General features: G+C 69.4%; 13 protein-coding genes. 7 read left to right on the forward strand and 6 right to left on the reverse strand.

Annotated elements, in window-relative coordinates; all coding sequences use genetic code 11:
- Positions 1–670 precede the first annotated feature (670 nt).
- Entirely contained in the window at positions 671–1,828 is a 1,158-nt protein-coding gene (locus V6B97_RS01985; RefSeq protein ID WP_333504812.1) for a magnesium transporter CorA family protein, read from the forward strand.
- Between the two features lie 278 nt (positions 1,829–2,106).
- Here V6B97_RS01985 and V6B97_RS01990 read toward each other — a convergent pair whose 3' ends face one another.
- Both V6B97_RS01990 and V6B97_RS01995 read right to left on the reverse strand, forming a co-directional pair.
- Positions 2,107–2,535, reverse strand: a complete 429-nt coding sequence (locus V6B97_RS01990) for an Hsp20/alpha crystallin family protein (RefSeq protein ID WP_333504967.1) — start codon at positions 2,533–2,535, stop codon at positions 2,107–2,109.
- On the reverse strand, positions 2,535–2,963 hold the full coding sequence (locus V6B97_RS01995; RefSeq protein ID WP_333504813.1) for an Hsp20/alpha crystallin family protein: 429 nt from the start codon (positions 2,961–2,963) through the stop codon (positions 2,535–2,537). Before V6B97_RS01995 ends, V6B97_RS01990 begins: the two co-directional genes overlap by 1 nt.
- A gap of 285 nt (positions 2,964–3,248) precedes the next feature.
- Between V6B97_RS01995 and V6B97_RS02000 the strand changes: the two genes are divergently transcribed.
- From V6B97_RS02000 to V6B97_RS02020, 5 genes are all read left to right on the forward strand, one after another.
- Complete coding sequence (locus tag V6B97_RS02000) at positions 3,249–4,262, forward strand: hypothetical protein (protein ID WP_333504814.1); 1,014 nt, start codon at positions 3,249–3,251, stop codon at positions 4,260–4,262.
- Positions 4,263–4,572: 310 nt separating this feature from the next.
- A complete protein-coding gene (locus V6B97_RS02005) occupies positions 4,573–5,871 on the forward strand; it encodes an efflux RND transporter periplasmic adaptor subunit (RefSeq protein WP_333504815.1) in 1,299 nt (432 codons plus the stop codon).
- 13 nt (positions 5,872–5,884) lie between these two features.
- Positions 5,885–6,670: an ABC transporter ATP-binding protein gene (locus V6B97_RS02010; RefSeq protein ID WP_333504816.1), complete on the forward strand. Its 786-nt coding sequence runs from the start codon at positions 5,885–5,887 to the stop codon at positions 6,668–6,670.
- Positions 6,667–8,022: an ABC transporter permease gene (locus V6B97_RS02015; RefSeq protein ID WP_333504817.1), complete on the forward strand. Its 1,356-nt coding sequence runs from the start codon at positions 6,667–6,669 to the stop codon at positions 8,020–8,022. The genes V6B97_RS02010 and V6B97_RS02015 overlap by 4 nt, the downstream gene beginning before the upstream one ends.
- A complete protein-coding gene (locus V6B97_RS02020) occupies positions 8,022–9,242 on the forward strand; it encodes an ABC transporter permease (protein WP_333504818.1) in 1,221 nt (406 codons plus the stop codon). The genes V6B97_RS02015 and V6B97_RS02020 overlap by 1 nt, the downstream gene beginning before the upstream one ends.
- Positions 9,243–10,280: 1,038 nt before the next feature.
- Here V6B97_RS02020 and V6B97_RS02025 read toward each other — a convergent pair.
- The 3 genes from V6B97_RS02025 to V6B97_RS02035 form a co-directional block, all read right to left on the reverse strand.
- Positions 10,281–10,904, reverse strand: coding sequence for an HD domain-containing protein (locus V6B97_RS02025; protein WP_333504819.1), 624 nt, complete (start codon positions 10,902–10,904; stop codon positions 10,281–10,283).
- Between the two features lie 213 nt (positions 10,905–11,117).
- Positions 11,118–11,675, reverse strand: coding sequence for a DUF2238 domain-containing protein (locus tag V6B97_RS02030; protein ID WP_333504968.1), 558 nt, complete (start codon positions 11,673–11,675; stop codon positions 11,118–11,120).
- A 293-nt stretch (positions 11,676–11,968) separates the two neighbouring features.
- Entirely contained in the window at positions 11,969–12,859 is an 891-nt protein-coding gene (locus tag V6B97_RS02035) for a flagellin N-terminal helical domain-containing protein (RefSeq protein ID WP_333504820.1), read from the reverse strand.
- Between the two features lie 358 nt (positions 12,860–13,217).
- Between V6B97_RS02035 and panB the strand changes: the two genes are divergently transcribed.
- Positions 13,218–14,129 (forward strand): 3-methyl-2-oxobutanoate hydroxymethyltransferase, encoded by a 912-nt coding sequence (gene panB, locus V6B97_RS02040; RefSeq protein WP_333504821.1) that lies wholly within the window; start codon positions 13,218–13,220, stop codon positions 14,127–14,129.
- Positions 14,130–14,215: 86 nt separating this feature from the next.
- Here the strand turns inward: panB and V6B97_RS02045 are convergent, their stop codons facing one another.
- Positions 14,216–14,953 carry a hypothetical protein gene (locus V6B97_RS02045; RefSeq protein WP_333504822.1) on the reverse strand — a complete coding sequence of 246 codons (738 nt, stop codon included), beginning with the start codon at positions 14,951–14,953 and terminating at the stop codon, positions 14,216–14,218.
- Positions 14,954–14,994 lie beyond the last annotated feature (41 nt).

Consider the following 14,994-nt stretch of genomic DNA (forward strand, 5'->3'; position numbering starts at 1 on the left):
GCCCGCCGACGGCATGCGCCGTCGGCCGCGCGCACCGACCCGGAAAAGAATGAATCCACCCCGCGCCCGCCGTCCGCCCCCCGGCAAGGGGATGGCGCGGCCTCCGGCGGGGAGCATGCCCGCACCCGTGTAACCGCCGCAACGGCGCGCCCGCGTGGCCTCACCGGCCTTCCCCGCCCCTGTCGCGGCCTGCATTCCGCGACGCATCTGTCAACAACATCCGGGACATGGACGACGCGCTGCCCCCGGACGCTCGGTCCGGGCGCGGCGGGCATCGGCCCGTGGACGCAACTGTCGGGGATCATGAAAGCCCGGCGGCATGGCCGTGGCGGAGCGCCCCCCACCGTAAAAAAACCACAGGCTGGCACCTGTGGTCGGGCGGGGTGTTGCGGAACGGCTTCCTTACCTCCGCAGGGCGGCGAAGGCAAGTCCAAAAGGCGTCCGCCGCACCGGCGACGGAGCCGGATACCCATGGAGAAGAGGCGATAATCGCCGGAACAACCCGGAAAGCGGCGGCAGGCCGCACGCCGTATTCGGGCAACGCGTACGCGCGGATCGAACGGCCGTTCCCGGCGCCGCGCGCCACGCCCTTACGCAACGCCGTGAATGATGGTACACACGCCCCCATGAACGCATCCACCCGGTGCGCATCTTCCGGAGCGTACATTCCATGACCGCACCCTTCATGACCGACCCCGAAACCGCCCTCCGCATGGGCAGCCTGCGCGTGCGCACCCTGCACCTGGCGCCGGACTGCACCATCGCCCCCGTGCCGCCCGGCACGGAACCGCCCTCCGCGCCGGACGGGGCCTGCCCGCGGGCGTCCGGCGCGGCCACGACGGACGGGACCGGCGGGGCCGAATCCACAAGGCACGATGGCATGTCGTCGAACGAGGCCGAGCCTGCGAGGCCCGCCGTTATCTGGCCAGGCGGTGCCGAGTCCCCGAGGCCCGCCGTCATCTGGCAAGACGTCGCCACCCCCTCGCGCGACGACCTGGGCCGCTTCCTCGCCCCCTACGACCTGCCCGACGACGTGACCGAAGCCTGCCTTTCCCCGCGCCGCTACCCCGAGGTCAGCGTGTTCCCCTCGGGCATCATGGTGCACCTGCCCACCCGCCACGACTGGGACGCCCAGCACGGCCGCTACCTGACGGTGCTCTGCCTGCCCGGCCGCATGATCACCCTGCACGACGAGGACATCCCCCTGCTGGACCGGCTGGTGCAGATGATCCGCTCGGGCAACGCGCCGTTGCAGGCCAGCGTGCAGGCCCTGCTCATCTTCCTGCTGGATGCGTGCATCGACGCCAACGTGCACTTCTACATGGAGGCGCGCTCGCGCGTGGAGCAGTTGGCCGAAATGCTGGACGACACCCCCGACGCGGTCAACCCCGATGACATCCTGCCGCTGAAGCGCGCCATCACCCGGCTGTCCATCCAGTTCGAGGACCAGTTCTACTGCCTGGCCACGCTCCAGACGCTTCAGGCCACCGCCCTGCCCCTGACCAGCCAGCGCGAGGGCCTGCGCGACATCATGGACAACCAGAACCACCTGGCCCGCAGCCAGGGCCGGCTGGAAATGCGCCTGCGCGACCTGTACCAGCTCTGCCTGCTGGTGCTGCAACGCCGCACCGACCACCGCATCCGGGTGCTCACGGTGCTCACGGCGGTGTGCATGCCGCTCACGGTCATCGCGGGCGTCTACGGCATGAACTTCCGCCACATGCCGGAACTGGACTGGGACTACGGCTACTACACGGCGCTGGCGGCCATGCTGGCCGTGGCCGGGGGGATGATGTGGTTTTTCCACAGGCGCGGCTGGTTCCGGTAGGGACTGTCTCCCAATTGTCTTTTCGTCCGTTGGCGTCGTCAAACTGCGCCTGCCATGGCGTTGCTGTCCTCATCCGTAAGGTTCGCTTCGCTCACCTAACGGCTAGGGCACTCCCTCATGGCAGGCTCGTTTTCCTCGCCAACGAACGAAAATCCTAATGGAAGACAGCCCCTATAGGTGTAGTGTTTCGACAGGTCGTTCACCCGGCGCATCCTTGCCCGATGCGAAAAGGCCCCCGGCAATGCCGGGGGCCTTTTTCATTGCGACGGCGAATTGCGTTACCCCTGCGAGATTTCGATGCGCCGGGGCTTGGCCGCCTCGGCCTTGGGCAGGAACAGGTTCAGCACCCCGTCCTTGAGCACGGCGCGGATGCGCTCTCTGTCCACCATGTCCGATAGGGTGAAGGTGCGCACGAACTCCACGGCGTCGAACTCGGCGTGCATGCGCCGGTCGTTGCCCGCCGGGGCGTAGCTGCTGCGCCCGGTGACGGTGACCTCGTTCTCCTCGAGATCGATGGTCAGCCCGTCCGGCGGCACGCCGGGCAGGTCCATCAGGATGTGGAAGCCGTCGGCCTGCTCGATGATGTCCGTGGCCGGGGATACCCGCTCGATGCGCGCGACGCGGCCCTCGCGCACCGACGAAGACCGTTCGGCCCCGGTGGGTTCGGCGTGGGCCAGGTCGGCGTTGCGTTCGGCGATGTCGGTCATCATTGCACACCTCCTGCCTGCGATTCGATGGCGATCTTGCGCGGCTTCACGGCTTCGGCCTTGGGCAGGGTCACCCGCAGGACGCCGTTCTCGCTGCGGGCGGAAACGCGGTCGCGGTCCACGGGCACGTTCAGGCTCAGGATGCGCTGGAACGAGCCGGACAGGCGTTCCTGCCTGAAGTACCTGCCCTCGGCGGCCTTGCGCTCGCCCTTGATGATCAGGTTGCGGTCGGTAAGGGTCAGTTCCACGTCTCCGGGAGCCACGCCGGGAACGCTGACGTCCACGGTGTAGCCGTCATCGTTCTCGTGCACGTTCAGCAACGGGTATGCAGTGCGCCGCGAGCTGAACGAATGCAAACGCGACATCTCGTCGAACATCCTCTCGAAACTTTTCGGCATGTCGTACAATGTGCTGAAGTCGATCACCATGATGGTACCTCCTCTGGTCCGGCACGTTCATGATTCGCCATTGCCACCGTGCAGCGGCATACGGATGGAGCCGGGATGCCGCCGCACCCTTTCCGGAAAATAGCTAAATCCGCTTGCGGCGGTGTCAACACCCCCGGCGCGCGCCGCATGGCGGGCCGCTTCCGGCGGGGCGGGCGGGCCGGAAACGGCAGCCCGGCCGGATGGTTGACCCGGCTCCGCGCATCCTCTACATCGTGGGGCGCGTCCCCGCATTCCGTGGGGGCGCGGCGACGCAAGGAGCACGCCATGCGCATTTCGGTGGATGTGGAAGCGGCCCTGCCGGAAACCCTGCGCGGCCCCGAGGGCGGCACCGGTCCCCAGGCCGCGCGCGAGGAACTGGGCGTCATCGCGGGTGCGGCGCGCGGGCTGGCCGACGTGGTGCGCATCGAACGCATCGTGGTGCCCGCCGACTTCGACGCCACGCTGGCCGCGCTGGCCCCGCACCGCCATGCGTCCCGGCATGCCGCCCGATCCCGCAAGGCCCCTGCCGCCTCGACTGTCCCCACGGCCCCGTCCGCCCCCCCGGCCACGTCCGTAATGACGGCCGCCATCCCCTCGGAACGCGGCTGGGTGCTGCTCTTCCACCCCGGCATCTACGGACCGGAGCACGACGCCCACATGCGCTACGCCCTGTACTGGCGCGAGTTCACCCGGCTGGTGAACAGGGGGCGGCTGCCCGTGCCCCTGCGCGGCGCGCAAGGCGCCCCCCGCCAGGACCGCCACGCCGTGCTGCTCACCGCCGTCTCGCGCCTGTTCGGCGAATACGACGCCGCGCGCAAGGCGTGGGACTTCCGCGACGGGCTGCTGCGCAAGGTGCTGCGGCAGGAGCTTTCCGAACGCGCCCGCACCGCCCTGCTGCATGCCTTTGCCGCCGACCTCGGCCACGCCACCTCGGCCGACGCGCGCACCTGGCTGCGCATGCTGGCCGACGACCACGCCCGCACCGGCGACACCGCCACCTACCTGCGCGCGGTGCGCCCGCTGGTGATGCGCATTTCCCTGGCCCTGGCCCACGCCTGGGCCACCCTGGACCACTTTCCCGGCCTGGCCGCCCCCGGCGCGGAACTGCTGCACCGGGCGGACCTGCCCGCCGCCGCGCGCGACCTGCACGCCTTCTTCCGCAACCGCCACGTGGCCGGTTCGCCCGACATGGAACCCGGCGTGGAACTGCTGGCGGCACTGTGGGCGGGCTTCGGCCTGCGCCTGGCCGACGGGCCTGATGGATCGGGCAGGCTCACCGCGCTCGCGCCCGGCGACTAGCAGGGCGATCGGCACGGAAGGGGGGCCACGCCAACCCCGGCATGCGGCGCCAGACGGGACAGGACGGGACGGGACGGAACGATCTTTGCCGTTCCATCCGCCGCATGCCCTTCCCCTCCGCCGCGCGAATACTTATAGTCCCGGCATTGCCCGGCGGCCCGCGCCATACGCCGGGCTCGCCCCTGGCTCACCGGGCGGCACGGACGGAAGCGCCCCGCTGACCGCCGCGACCCCGGCGCCACGTTTCCCCCGACCCCGCACGCCCTTCCCACTGCACGGACCGCCCAGACGACACGGATACGGGAACCCCATGCGCAAGAAGATCATCATCGGCCTCGCCGTCGCCCTGGCCGTGGCCCTGGCCGCGGCCTACCTCCTGTCGCGGCGCGAAGGCCGCACCGAAATCACCCAGACCGCCACGGTGGCCCGGGCCACCGTGCGCAAGGTGCTGGACGCCACGGGCATCATCAAGCCCGAGGTGGGGGCCATCGTGAAGACCGGCACCCGGTTCACCGGCATCATCCGCACCATGCACGTCAAGGTGGGCGACGCGGTGAAGGCCGGGCAGATCATCGCCGAAATCGACGACCGCGAGCAGCGCGCCCAGCAGGACCAGGCCGAGGCCACCCTGCGCAGGACCAGGGCGGACCTGGCCAAGGTGGAGGCGTCGTACCCCCTGCAAATCCGCGAGGCCGAGGCCCAGGTGGCCGCCGCGCAGGCCGACTACGACTATGCCGCCCTGAACCTGAAGCGCCGCCGCACCCTGGTGGACCAGGACCTGGACGCCCGCAACACCCTGGACGAGGCCAAACAGCAGGCGGAAACCACCGGCAACATCCTGGCCGCGCGCAAGGCCACCCTGGACCGCCTGCAACGCGAATCGGCCCTGGCCATCAAGAGCGCCCGCGAGGCCGTGCAGGAGGCGCAATCCGCCCTGGACGCCACCAACGTCCGCCTGTCCTATTCCGTGATCCGCGCCCCGCTGGACGGCGTGGTCAGCGAGGTCACGGCGCAGGGCGGCGAAACCGTGGTGGCGGGCTTCCAGGTGGCCAACCTGATCACCGTGCTGGACCCCACCCGGCTGGAAATGTGGATCTACGTGGACGAGACCGACGTGGGCCAGGTGACCCCCGGCATGTCCGTGGAGTTCCGCGTGGATTCGCTGCCGGGCCGCACCTTCAGCGGCACGGTGAACCAGATCTACCCGCAGCCGGAAATCCGCGACAACATCGTGTACTACCGGGCGCTGGTGCGCCTTACCCCGCAGACCTCCACCGACCTGCGGCCGGAAATGACCACCCAGTGTCGCATCGTGGTGCAGCAGAAGGACGGCGTGCTGGCCGTGCCCAACGAAGCCCTGAAATGGGTGGGCGGCGAACAGGTGGTGTTCGTGCAGGACGGCGGAAACATCCGCAGGGTGCGGCCGCGCATCGGCCTGACAGGCGCCGAGACCAGCGAGGTGCTGGAAGGACTGGCAGAGGGCGACGTGGTGGGCACCAGGGTGGTGCTGCCCGCTTCGCGCGGCGGCTCGCGGCCCGAGCAGGCGTCTGGCGGGCCGGGCGGATCGGGCGGACCCGGCGGTCCCGGTTCCGGGCGGCCGGGCCGGTAGGCGGGCGCTGGCAATGACCACCGCACCCATATCCCCTCCCGTTGGCGCACCCGGCGTGGCCGGGTCGTCCACAGCGCCCGGAACGCCCGGCGCACTGGTCGAGCTTTCCGGCATCACCCGCAGTTTCCGGCAGGGCGACCTGACCGTGGACGTGCTGCGCGGCGTCAGCTTTTCCATCGCGCACGGCGAGTTCGTGGCCATCCAGGGCGCGTCCGGCTCGGGCAAGTCCACGCTGCTGCACATCCTCGGCCTGCTGGACAGCCCCACCGCGGGCCGCTACGTGCTGGACGGGCACGACGTGTCGCACCTGGACGACGACGCCCGGTCCGAGGCGCGCAACCAGCTGACCGGCTTCGTGTTCCAGAACTTCTACCTCATCCCCTATGCCACCGCGCTGGACAACGTGCTGCTGCCCGGCCTGTACAGCCACAAGAACCTGCGCGCCCAGCGCAAGCGGGCGGAGGAACTGCTGCATCGCGTGGGACTGGGCGACCGCATGGACTTCGTGCCCGCGCGCCTTTCCGGCGGGCAGCAGCAGCGCGTGGCCCTGGCCCGCGCCCTGCTGAACGACCCCGCGCTGATCCTGGCCGACGAACCCACCGGCCAGCTCGATTCCACCACCAGCGCCGACATCCTGGACCTGCTGGCGGACATCAACCGCACCGGCAAGACCGTGGTGGTGGTGACCCACGACGCGGAAACCGCCGCCCGCGCGCGGCGGCGCATCGTCATCCGCGACGGGATCATCGAAAGCGACGGCCTGCACGGGAGTGGGGCCGCCAGCGAGGCGCCCGCATGACCACCCCGGCGGGCACGGCATCCGGTCCGGCGACTGGTCCGGCTACCGCTCCGGCGCCCGGCCGCTTCGGCGGGCGGGGCCCGTCGGGTTTCTCCGGCCTGTCCGGCCTGTCCGGGCTGTCCGGCCTGCTGCGCGAAACCTGGCGCGCCGCCGCGCTGGGCCTTTCCGCGCTGCTGGCCTACCGGCTGCGCAGCTTCTTCGTCATCGCCGCCGTGTCGCTGGGCATCGCCTCGCTGACGGTCATCGTGGCCGCCGTGGACGGCGCGTCCAGAAAGGCCGACGAAATCGCCGACATGTTCGGGCCGGACGCGGTGCTGGTGTTCGGCGGCAACATCGTCAACCGCGCCGTGGGCGCGCGCACCCTCACCCTGACCTGGGAGGACGCGGCGCGCATCCGCCAGTCGCTGCCGGGCGCGTACATCGTGCTGCCCATGCGTTCCAGGGGCAACGTGCGCCTGAAGCACGAGGCCAACAACTACGACGTCTCTCTGGTGGCGGGCACCACCGAGAACTACGCCAAGGCCTGGAACTGGCCGCTGGTGGAAGGCCGCGACCTGACGGCCGAGGACGTGCAGCGCGGCGCGCGCGTGGCCCTGATGGGCGACAAGCCCGCCCGCGAGCTGTTCGGCGACGAAAGCCCCGTGGGCCGCACCTTCCTGATGTCCGGCGTGCCGTTCACCGTGGTGGGGCTGATGCAGTACCGGGGCATGTCCGGCGGCGGCGGCAACGTGGACGACCGCGTGGTCATCCCCCTCACCACGCTGACCCAGCGCTTCAACATGGACCGCCGCTACTTCCGCGCCCTGCGCGTGAAATTCGAGGACACGGCGGGCATGGACGCCCACGTGGAAGACCTGCGCAGCCTGCTGCGCCACCTGCACCGCCTGGCCCCGGAAGACCCTGACGACTTCACCGTGCTCACCGCGCGCGAAGTGCTGAAATTCCTGGATGTTATCAAGGGTGGACTGGTGCTATTCCTGGGGGTGACGGCGGCCGCCGCCATGGTGGTGGGCGGCTTCGTGCTGGCCAACCTGTTCCTGCTCTCGGTCACCGAACGGCGGGTGGAGATCGGGCTCAAGAAGGCCCTGGGCGCGCCGGGCCGGGCCATCCTGCTGCAATTTCTCATGGAATCCCTGGCGCTGACCCTGTGCGGGGCCGTGGGCGGCGTGGTGCTGGGCGCGCTGATGGGCCAGACGCTGGAACGCCTTGGACTCATCGAGATGGTGCTGTCGGTGAAGGTGTTCCTGCTGGCCCTGGCCGCCGCCACGGCGGTGGGGCTGGTGTTCGGGCTGCGCCCGGCGCGGCAGGCCGCCGCGCTGGACCCCATCCAGGCCCTGCGCGGGGGTGAGTGATGCAGCGCCTGCGCATCGCCCTGCGCTCGCTGGCCGCGCACCGCATGCGCACGGTGCTGGCCATGCTGGGAGTCTTTCTTGGCGCGCTGGCGCTCACCGCCGTGCTGCACATCTCGAAAGCCATGGTCAAGAAGGCCGACATCGAGACGCAGCGCCTTGGCCCCAACCTGTTGCAGGCCCTGTCCGGGCAGGCCAGCTTCCGGCGCGAAGGGGCCACCCGCGTCACCGGCATGACCACCACCTTCAGCCTGGAAGACGCCCGCGAAATCCTGGGGACCATACCCCAGGTGCGCCTTGGCGCTCCCTACGCCGGAGGGTCCATGCCGGTGCGCCATGGCCGGGTGACCACCAACAGCCAGCTCATGGCCTCGCCCCCGGTCTACGCGCAGGTGCGGATGCTGGAAACCGAGCACGGCCGCTACTACAACGAGGAAGAGGAGGCGACGCAGGCCAAGGTCTGCGTGCTGGGCTTCGCCATCGCGCAGCGCCTGTTCGGCGACCCGGCAGAGGCCGTGGGCAAACAGGTGTTCTTCTTTCGCGCCAACGTGCTGGTGGTGGGCGTGCTGCCGGAAAAGGGGCAGGACGTGACCGGGGCCAACCTTGATGAAATGGTCTTCACCCCGCTGTCCACGTACATGCGCCGCTTCGCCAACCAGGACTGGATCAGCGGTGTGTTCATGAACCTGCACGACCAGAAGGACGAGGAAGCCGCCAAGGCCGCCGTTACCGACATCCTGCGCCGACGCCACCACATGGGGCCGGGCCGCAAGGACGATTTTTCGGTGATCTCGGCGCAGGATTCGGCCCGCCTGCGCAATCAGGCGCTGGACCTGGTGTGGACGCTGGGGGTGCTGTCGTCGTCCATCTCGTTCGCGGTGGGCGCGCTGGGCATCCTGTCCATCATGATCCTGCTGGTGCGCGCCCGCAGGCTGGAAATCGGCATCCGCCGGGCCGTGGGCGCCAGCCGCACGGTGATCATCCGCCAGTTCCTGGCCGAGGCCGGGGTGATGGCCGGGGTGGGCGGCGCGGCCGGGGTGCTGGCCGCCGTGGGCATCGTCAGCGTGGTGTACGCCGTGGGAGACTTTCCGTACCTGTACGACCCGCTGCTGATCGTGGGGGCCTGCGTGGCCTCGGTGCTGCTGGGGCTGGTGGCCGGGGCGTACCCGGCGTGGCAGGCGTCGCGGGTGGAGGTGCTGGAGGTGCTTAGGAATCCTGAGTGATAAGGGGATGGGACGGGTAGTGCGCGGTTGTGCACGGCTTCTACGAAGACACGCCAGCCCTGTTGATAGCGCTCGATTTCGTTATGTCTCCGGCGGGTGGGAATGGTGGATGGGGGGCCTTGTTGCAACCGGCCTCTACGAAGACAGTTCTGCCCTCTTGACCACCCTCGATTTCGTTATGCCTCCGGCGGGCAAGGGGCCGCTAAGCGGCGGCCCCTTGCATCCCCGCGCTCCAGGGGCTCCGCCCCTTGGAACCCCGGGTTATCTTGCACCGCATTCCTTCGCCGCCAGCTTCCCTTCGGCGCAAAGCGCCTTCGGGTGATCTGGCGACGGGAATGCGATGTGCGCGAATCTCTCGCCGTCTCTATCTTACTGGGGGCTCTTAGCCCCACCCCCGTTGCGACGCATGTGCCGCCGTCAAAGCCCGGCGTCACACGCTTCTACGCACATCACGCTTCCCTTGAGCAACATTCGGCCCTGCGCGGCTGGTCTGTCGTTACAATGAGGCAAGGCGTCAGGCCCTTCAGGCAAAGTGTAACACACGCGCGGATTGCGCCCGCAGCCGGAGATCGCCGCCGGAGGCTTTGCGACGGCGGAAGCTCCGGCGTTGCGGGTGCACCGCAACTCGACTGAACGGTAAAGGCACAACCCGAACCATCGGCAAGGCGACGAGAGATATGCGCGCATACGCATTCAGCCGGGCAGATCACCCGAGGCGCGCCAGCGCCGCAGGGAAGCTGCCCGGCATAAAGAATGCGGCGCATGAAAACCTGGGGAGACCAGGGGGGCAGCGCCCCCCGGAGCGCGGGGGTACAGGGGGCCGCCGCTTAGCGGCCCCCTGTCCGTCGGAGACATAACGAAATCGAGCGTGATCAACAGGGCTGGCGTGTCTTCGTAGAAGCCGCGCGCAACAAGGCACACGACCCTCTCACCGCAATGGCACGCCAATACCAGACGTATCCAACAGGGCTGGCGGGCCTTCGCAGAAACCGTCCTCAACCCCACACTCCCCCATCCCCAACCAGCGCAGCTTTGCCCCTATTCCTTCCCGTTCTTCCTCTCCCACCACCCCCGGTCGGGCCCCAGAAACCACCAGTCGGTGTGGTCGGTCTCGGCGATGGTTCGGGCAAGCTCGCGGCCTTCTTCGGTGTGCAGCCGTTCCAGCGCGCTTTCCATCCACTTGCCCGCGTACTTGTTGCCCAGGTCCAGCTCGCGCTTCAGGTTCAGGATCAGGTCCAACTGGTCCGCGTCGTGGGCCAGTTGCGCCTCGGGCGTCCGCGAGGCTTCCAGGTCGTCCCAGAACTCCAGCATGTCCACTTCGAGGCCGGTGCCCTCGGCGGCGTGCACCACGGCATCGCGCGGCTTCGAGGTGTTGTAGATGCGGTTCACGTAGTTGAAGTCGCCGATGCGCGCCTCGTGGAAATCGTGGAACAGGCACAGCATGGCGGTGCGGGAAGGATCGGCCCCGGCCATGCGGGCCAGCGCGTAGCCGATGATGGCGGTGCGGAAGGAGTGCTCGGCCACGTTCTCGCTGCCGGTGCCGAGAAACTGGTAGCCGGTGCGCGGCGTGAGGCGCAGCATGCCCGCCTCGTTCAGGAAGTCGACGATGCGCTTCAGGCGGCCGCGCCCCTGAAGGTTCAACTGGGGATTGCAGGCGGTCATGGCAAGGCTCCGGAAAAAAACGACGTCGGCCGCCAGCGCCCGGCGGCAGGCCACCGGATGCGCCGCGCGGCGCGCCCGTCCGGCATACGGCATTTCCCCGGCGCTGTCCAAACGGCCCCGGCCAACGTCTTGCGCCGCTGTCCGCCGGTTCATGCCACGCGGTGCGCCTGCCTTCCGGCGCCTGCCCGTCCTCCGGCGCGCACCCTGCCCCGCCTACGCCGGGTCCATGCTGCCCCAGCGCCTGCCGTACAGCCGGAACAGAGCCAGCGCGCAGACCGCCCCCAGGGTGTCCGCCAGCATGTCCTTCTGGGCGTCCCACTCGTCGCCCTGGCTGCCCAGGAAGGCGTGCCCGGCATCGCCGCCCTCGGCCACGGCGACCAGCCATTCCAGAATTTCCCACCCGGCGGCCACGGCCATCACCGCGAACAGCCCGAACAGCACGGAAACCACCGGCCCGGCCAGGCGGCGGCGCATGAGCAGTTCCGCCAGCGCATAGGCATAGAAGCCCACGCTGAAATGCCCCACCCTGTCGAAATGGTTGCGCGAAAAGCCGAAGGTGTCGGTAATGGCGCCGAAGGGCACCCGCGAGAAGGTGTAGTGCCCGCCCACGGTATGCCAGAACAGCCATACCGCCATCAGCAGGTAGGCGGCGTCGCTGAACCGGAACTTGCGCGCCGTGCCCGCCAGCAGCAGGAAGATGGCGACCACGGGCGTGCATTCCAGAAACCACACCGCGCGGTCGTACGGGGCGACGCCCAGCAGGACGAACATCACCACGAACACGGCGGCGAGCGCCTCCGGCAGGCGTGATGGCCTGCCCTGCCGCGCGTGGTGCGAAAGGGGTGACCGTTGCGACGACGGGGAATGCGGGGAATGCGGGGGACGCGGGGAACACGGGATCATGGGCCGCTCCTGATGGATGTGCAGCATACGGACCTGCCCACGATGCCGCAGTCCGGCCCCCGCTGTAAACAGCGGGCCGGTGACGAACGCAGAAAACCGGGCCGCTTGCGCGGCCCGGTCGAGCGTACTGCGGAAACCCCTCCACCTTACGGTGTGTTGCCTTAGCCGCCCAGCAGCTGCATGGCCATACGCGGCAGGGAGTTGGCCTGCGAGAGCATGGCGACGGCAGCCTGGGTGAGGATCTGCTGACGGGTGAATTCCGTCATTTCGCTCGAAACGTCCACGTCCGAAATCCGGGATTCGGCGGCCTGCAGGTTTTCGGCCTGGATCTGCAGGTTGCTGATGGTGTTTTCCAGGCGGTTCTGGAGCGCACCAAGGTTCGCGCGAATCTGGTCCTTCGAGATGATGGCGTTCTGGATGCCTTCCAGGGCGGCCTGCGCGGCCGACTGCGTGGAGATCGACTTGCCCGCGCCTTCGGCGGCGGAAGCGCCCACACCCAGGGCCGACGCCGTGGCGGTGCCGATGCGGATGTAGTAGTAGTCTTCCGAGCAGTCGTTGGCGGTGCCGAAGTGGACCTTCAGCTTCCCGGTGGACGTCAGGCCGGAGCCGTCGTGCGTCGCGCCGGACAGGTTGCCGTTGAGCAGGTGGATGCCGTTGAAGTCCGTCGAGTTGGCGATTCGGGTGATTTCCGAGGCCATGGCCTGGTATTCCGAATCGATGATGAGACGCTGGTCCGAGGTGTAGGTGCCGGTGGCGGCCTGTTCGGCCAGTTCCTTCATGCGGATCAGCTTTTCATCGATGACGCCGAGGGCGCCGTCGGCGGTCTGGATCAGCGAGATGGCGTCGTTGGCGTTACGCACGCCCTGGTTCAGGGCGGCGATGTCCGAACGCATCAGTTCGCGAATGGCCAGGCCGGCTGCGTCGTCGGCGGCGGTGCCGACACGAAGGCCCGAAGACAGCCGGCGTACGGACGTGGACAGGCTGCCGTACGACGAGCTGAGGTTGCGGGCGGCATTCATTGCCATCAAGTTGTGATTGATAACGAGAGACATAATATTCCTCCATGAATATTGCGCCGTTCCGGGCGGGGCACCACGCCGATCGCATCCATGCGATCATCCGCCGTTCATGCCCCTCTTTTCGGCCTGCCCATGTGAAACTATAGGGGGCGGCCTTCACTTTTCTTTACGCTCGTTGGGCCGGGCCGGACCGGCGAAGATTTTCCGCGCGAATCCCGAAGGATGCGGCCGCCGCTCCTTCCCGCCCTCCCCGCCGGTTTCCGGGTTTGCCATGCCCCGGTGGCGGATGTAGGATGGCTGCCCGGCGCGGCCCGCGCCGCCCGTTCACCGGATGAACCGCCCCGGGCACCCCCCGGCGCCTCCGTCCCCACCGCACAGCAAGGAGCCTCACATGAGCGTCCATCCGTCACCGGAACGCCCCGCCACCACCGACGCCCCGGCCCGGCCGCGCCGCCCGGTCGGCACGCTGGACGTGCGCGCCGCCAAGGGCGCGCGGCGCATCGCCATGCTCACCGCCTACGACGCCCCCACCGCCGCCCTGGTGGACGCCTGCGACATCGACATCATCCTGGTGGGCGATTCGCTGGGCATGGTCATGCTGGGCCGGGACGACACCCTGTCCGTGACCGTGGACGAAATGGTGCACCACTGCCGCGCGGTGACCGGCAGCGTTTCTCGCGCGCTGGTGGTGGCGGACATGCCCTTCCTGTCCTACGAGACGGGTCCGGCCGACGCCCTGCGCAATGCCGGGCGGCTGTTCCGCGAAGGGGGCGTGCGCGCCGTGAAGCTGGAAGGCGCCGGGCCGTGCCTGCCGCAAATCCGCGCCCTGGTGGACGCGGGCATTCCGGTGATGGGGCACATCGGCCTGACCCCGCAGCGGGTGGCGCAACTGGGCGGCTTCCGGGTGCAGGGCAAGACCGCCGACGCCGCCCGCCGCCTGCTGGACGACGCGCTGGCCCTGGAACAGGCGGGCTGTTTCTCGGTGGTGCTGGAATGCGTGCCCTCGCCCGTGGCCGCGCGCATCACCGCCGCGCTGACCATTCCCACCATCGGCATCGGCGCCGGGCCGGACTGCGACGGGCAGGTGCTGGTGCTGCACGACATGCTGGGCCTGCAGGAGCGCATGGTGCCCCGCTTCGTGAAACGGTACGCCAACCTGGCCGGACAGGTGACGGCCGCCGTGACCGCCTACAAGGAAGAGGTGGAGAACGGCGCCTTTCCCGGGCCGGAACATGGCTTTGCCATGCCCGACGAAGAACTGCGCCAACTGGACGCGGACGGAAACGACGCAGGGAAGGAATGACCGGCAACCCGGCGCTGGCCGGAGCATGCGGCGGCTGACGAGAGCCAGGAGAGGGACCGGAAAGGTCCGCGACGTGAAGGCCGGGCCTACCCCGCCACTTCGATCAGGTACAGGCAGCGGGGTTCCACCAGCAGCAGCCGGTCGTCGCAGAGGTGCTCCGGCGCGGTGACGAAGCCGCCCCGTTCGATGGAATGGATGGCGTTGGCTTCGCGGCTGGAGTCGTGCAGGAACAGCGTATCCCCCAGCAGCCGCCCGGCCGCCGTCCAGTGCGACACCACCGGGTCGCCCCTGAACGGCAGGTAGCGGTGAAAGCGCAGCACGGCCGCGCGCGCCGGGCCGCCCGCAAGCCATCTGGCCAGGGTTTCCCACACCGCGCGGGGCGCGGGCTGGGCGGCGGCGTCCGGGCCGTGGGTTTTCCGCGCGGGCGGGCGGTGCCCGCCCGAGGCGTCGGGCCCCACCCGGCCGGTCACGCGCAGGGCCGGGGATCCGGCAAAGGGGCGCATGACGCGCAGGTCGGCCACGTCGCGGCCGGCGCGGTCCAGCACGGCCCGCACCAGCGCGTCGTGGTCGGTGGCGTTGTACAGCACGGCGCGCAACCCGTCCGCGTCGCGGGCAAGGTCCAGCAGCACTTCGTTGAACAGCCGCCGTGCCTGTCCGATGCCCACCGGGTGGACGGAGCGCAGGGCGTTGACTACCGCGTACACGGCGCAGAACACGTCCAGCTGCCCCTGATGGAACGAGGGGAACGGGGCGTGCGCCGCGGCGGGGCGGTCCGCTTCCCCCGGCGGCGTTCCGGGCGTATCGTCGGAATTCGGCGCGTCCATGCGGCTCCCGGCATACGATGATGGTGAAGGCCACGCCATGG

Source organism: Nitratidesulfovibrio sp. 1201_IL3209, from assembly GCF_036763125.1.
In the GTDB taxonomy this organism is placed as follows: domain Bacteria; phylum Desulfobacterota; class Desulfovibrionia; order Desulfovibrionales; family Desulfovibrionaceae; genus Cupidesulfovibrio.

Excerpts from the sequence above, each read along its gene's own strand:
- V6B97_RS02045 (WP_333504822.1), bottom strand. The coding sequence starts at position 14,953 with ATGGACGCGCCGAATTCCGACGATACGCCCGGAACGCCGCCGGGGGAA.
- V6B97_RS01990 (WP_333504967.1), bottom strand. The coding sequence starts at position 2,535 with ATGACCGACATCGCCGAACGCAACGCCGACCTGGCCCACGCCGAACCC.
- V6B97_RS02000 (WP_333504814.1), top strand. The coding sequence starts at position 3,249 with ATGCGCATTTCGGTGGATGTGGAAGCGGCCCTGCCGGAAACCCTGCGC.
- V6B97_RS02010 (WP_333504816.1), top strand. The coding sequence starts at position 5,885 with ATGACCACCGCACCCATATCCCCTCCCGTTGGCGCACCCGGCGTGGCC.
- V6B97_RS01995 (WP_333504813.1), bottom strand. The coding sequence starts at position 2,963 with ATGGTGATCGACTTCAGCACATTGTACGACATGCCGAAAAGTTTCGAG.
- panB (WP_333504821.1), top strand. The coding sequence starts at position 13,218 with ATGAGCGTCCATCCGTCACCGGAACGCCCCGCCACCACCGACGCCCCG.
- V6B97_RS02030 (WP_333504968.1), bottom strand. The coding sequence starts at position 11,675 with ATGTTCGTCCTGCTGGGCGTCGCCCCGTACGACCGCGCGGTGTGGTTT.
- V6B97_RS02015 (WP_333504817.1), top strand. The coding sequence starts at position 6,667 with ATGACCACCCCGGCGGGCACGGCATCCGGTCCGGCGACTGGTCCGGCT.
- V6B97_RS01985 (WP_333504812.1), top strand. The coding sequence starts at position 671 with ATGACCGCACCCTTCATGACCGACCCCGAAACCGCCCTCCGCATGGGC.
- V6B97_RS02035 (WP_333504820.1), bottom strand. The coding sequence starts at position 12,859 with ATGTCTCTCGTTATCAATCACAACTTGATGGCAATGAATGCCGCCCGC.
- V6B97_RS02020 (WP_333504818.1), top strand. The coding sequence starts at position 8,022 with ATGCAGCGCCTGCGCATCGCCCTGCGCTCGCTGGCCGCGCACCGCATG.
- V6B97_RS02005 (WP_333504815.1), top strand. The coding sequence starts at position 4,573 with ATGCGCAAGAAGATCATCATCGGCCTCGCCGTCGCCCTGGCCGTGGCC.
- V6B97_RS02025 (WP_333504819.1), bottom strand. The coding sequence starts at position 10,904 with ATGACCGCCTGCAATCCCCAGTTGAACCTTCAGGGGCGCGGCCGCCTG.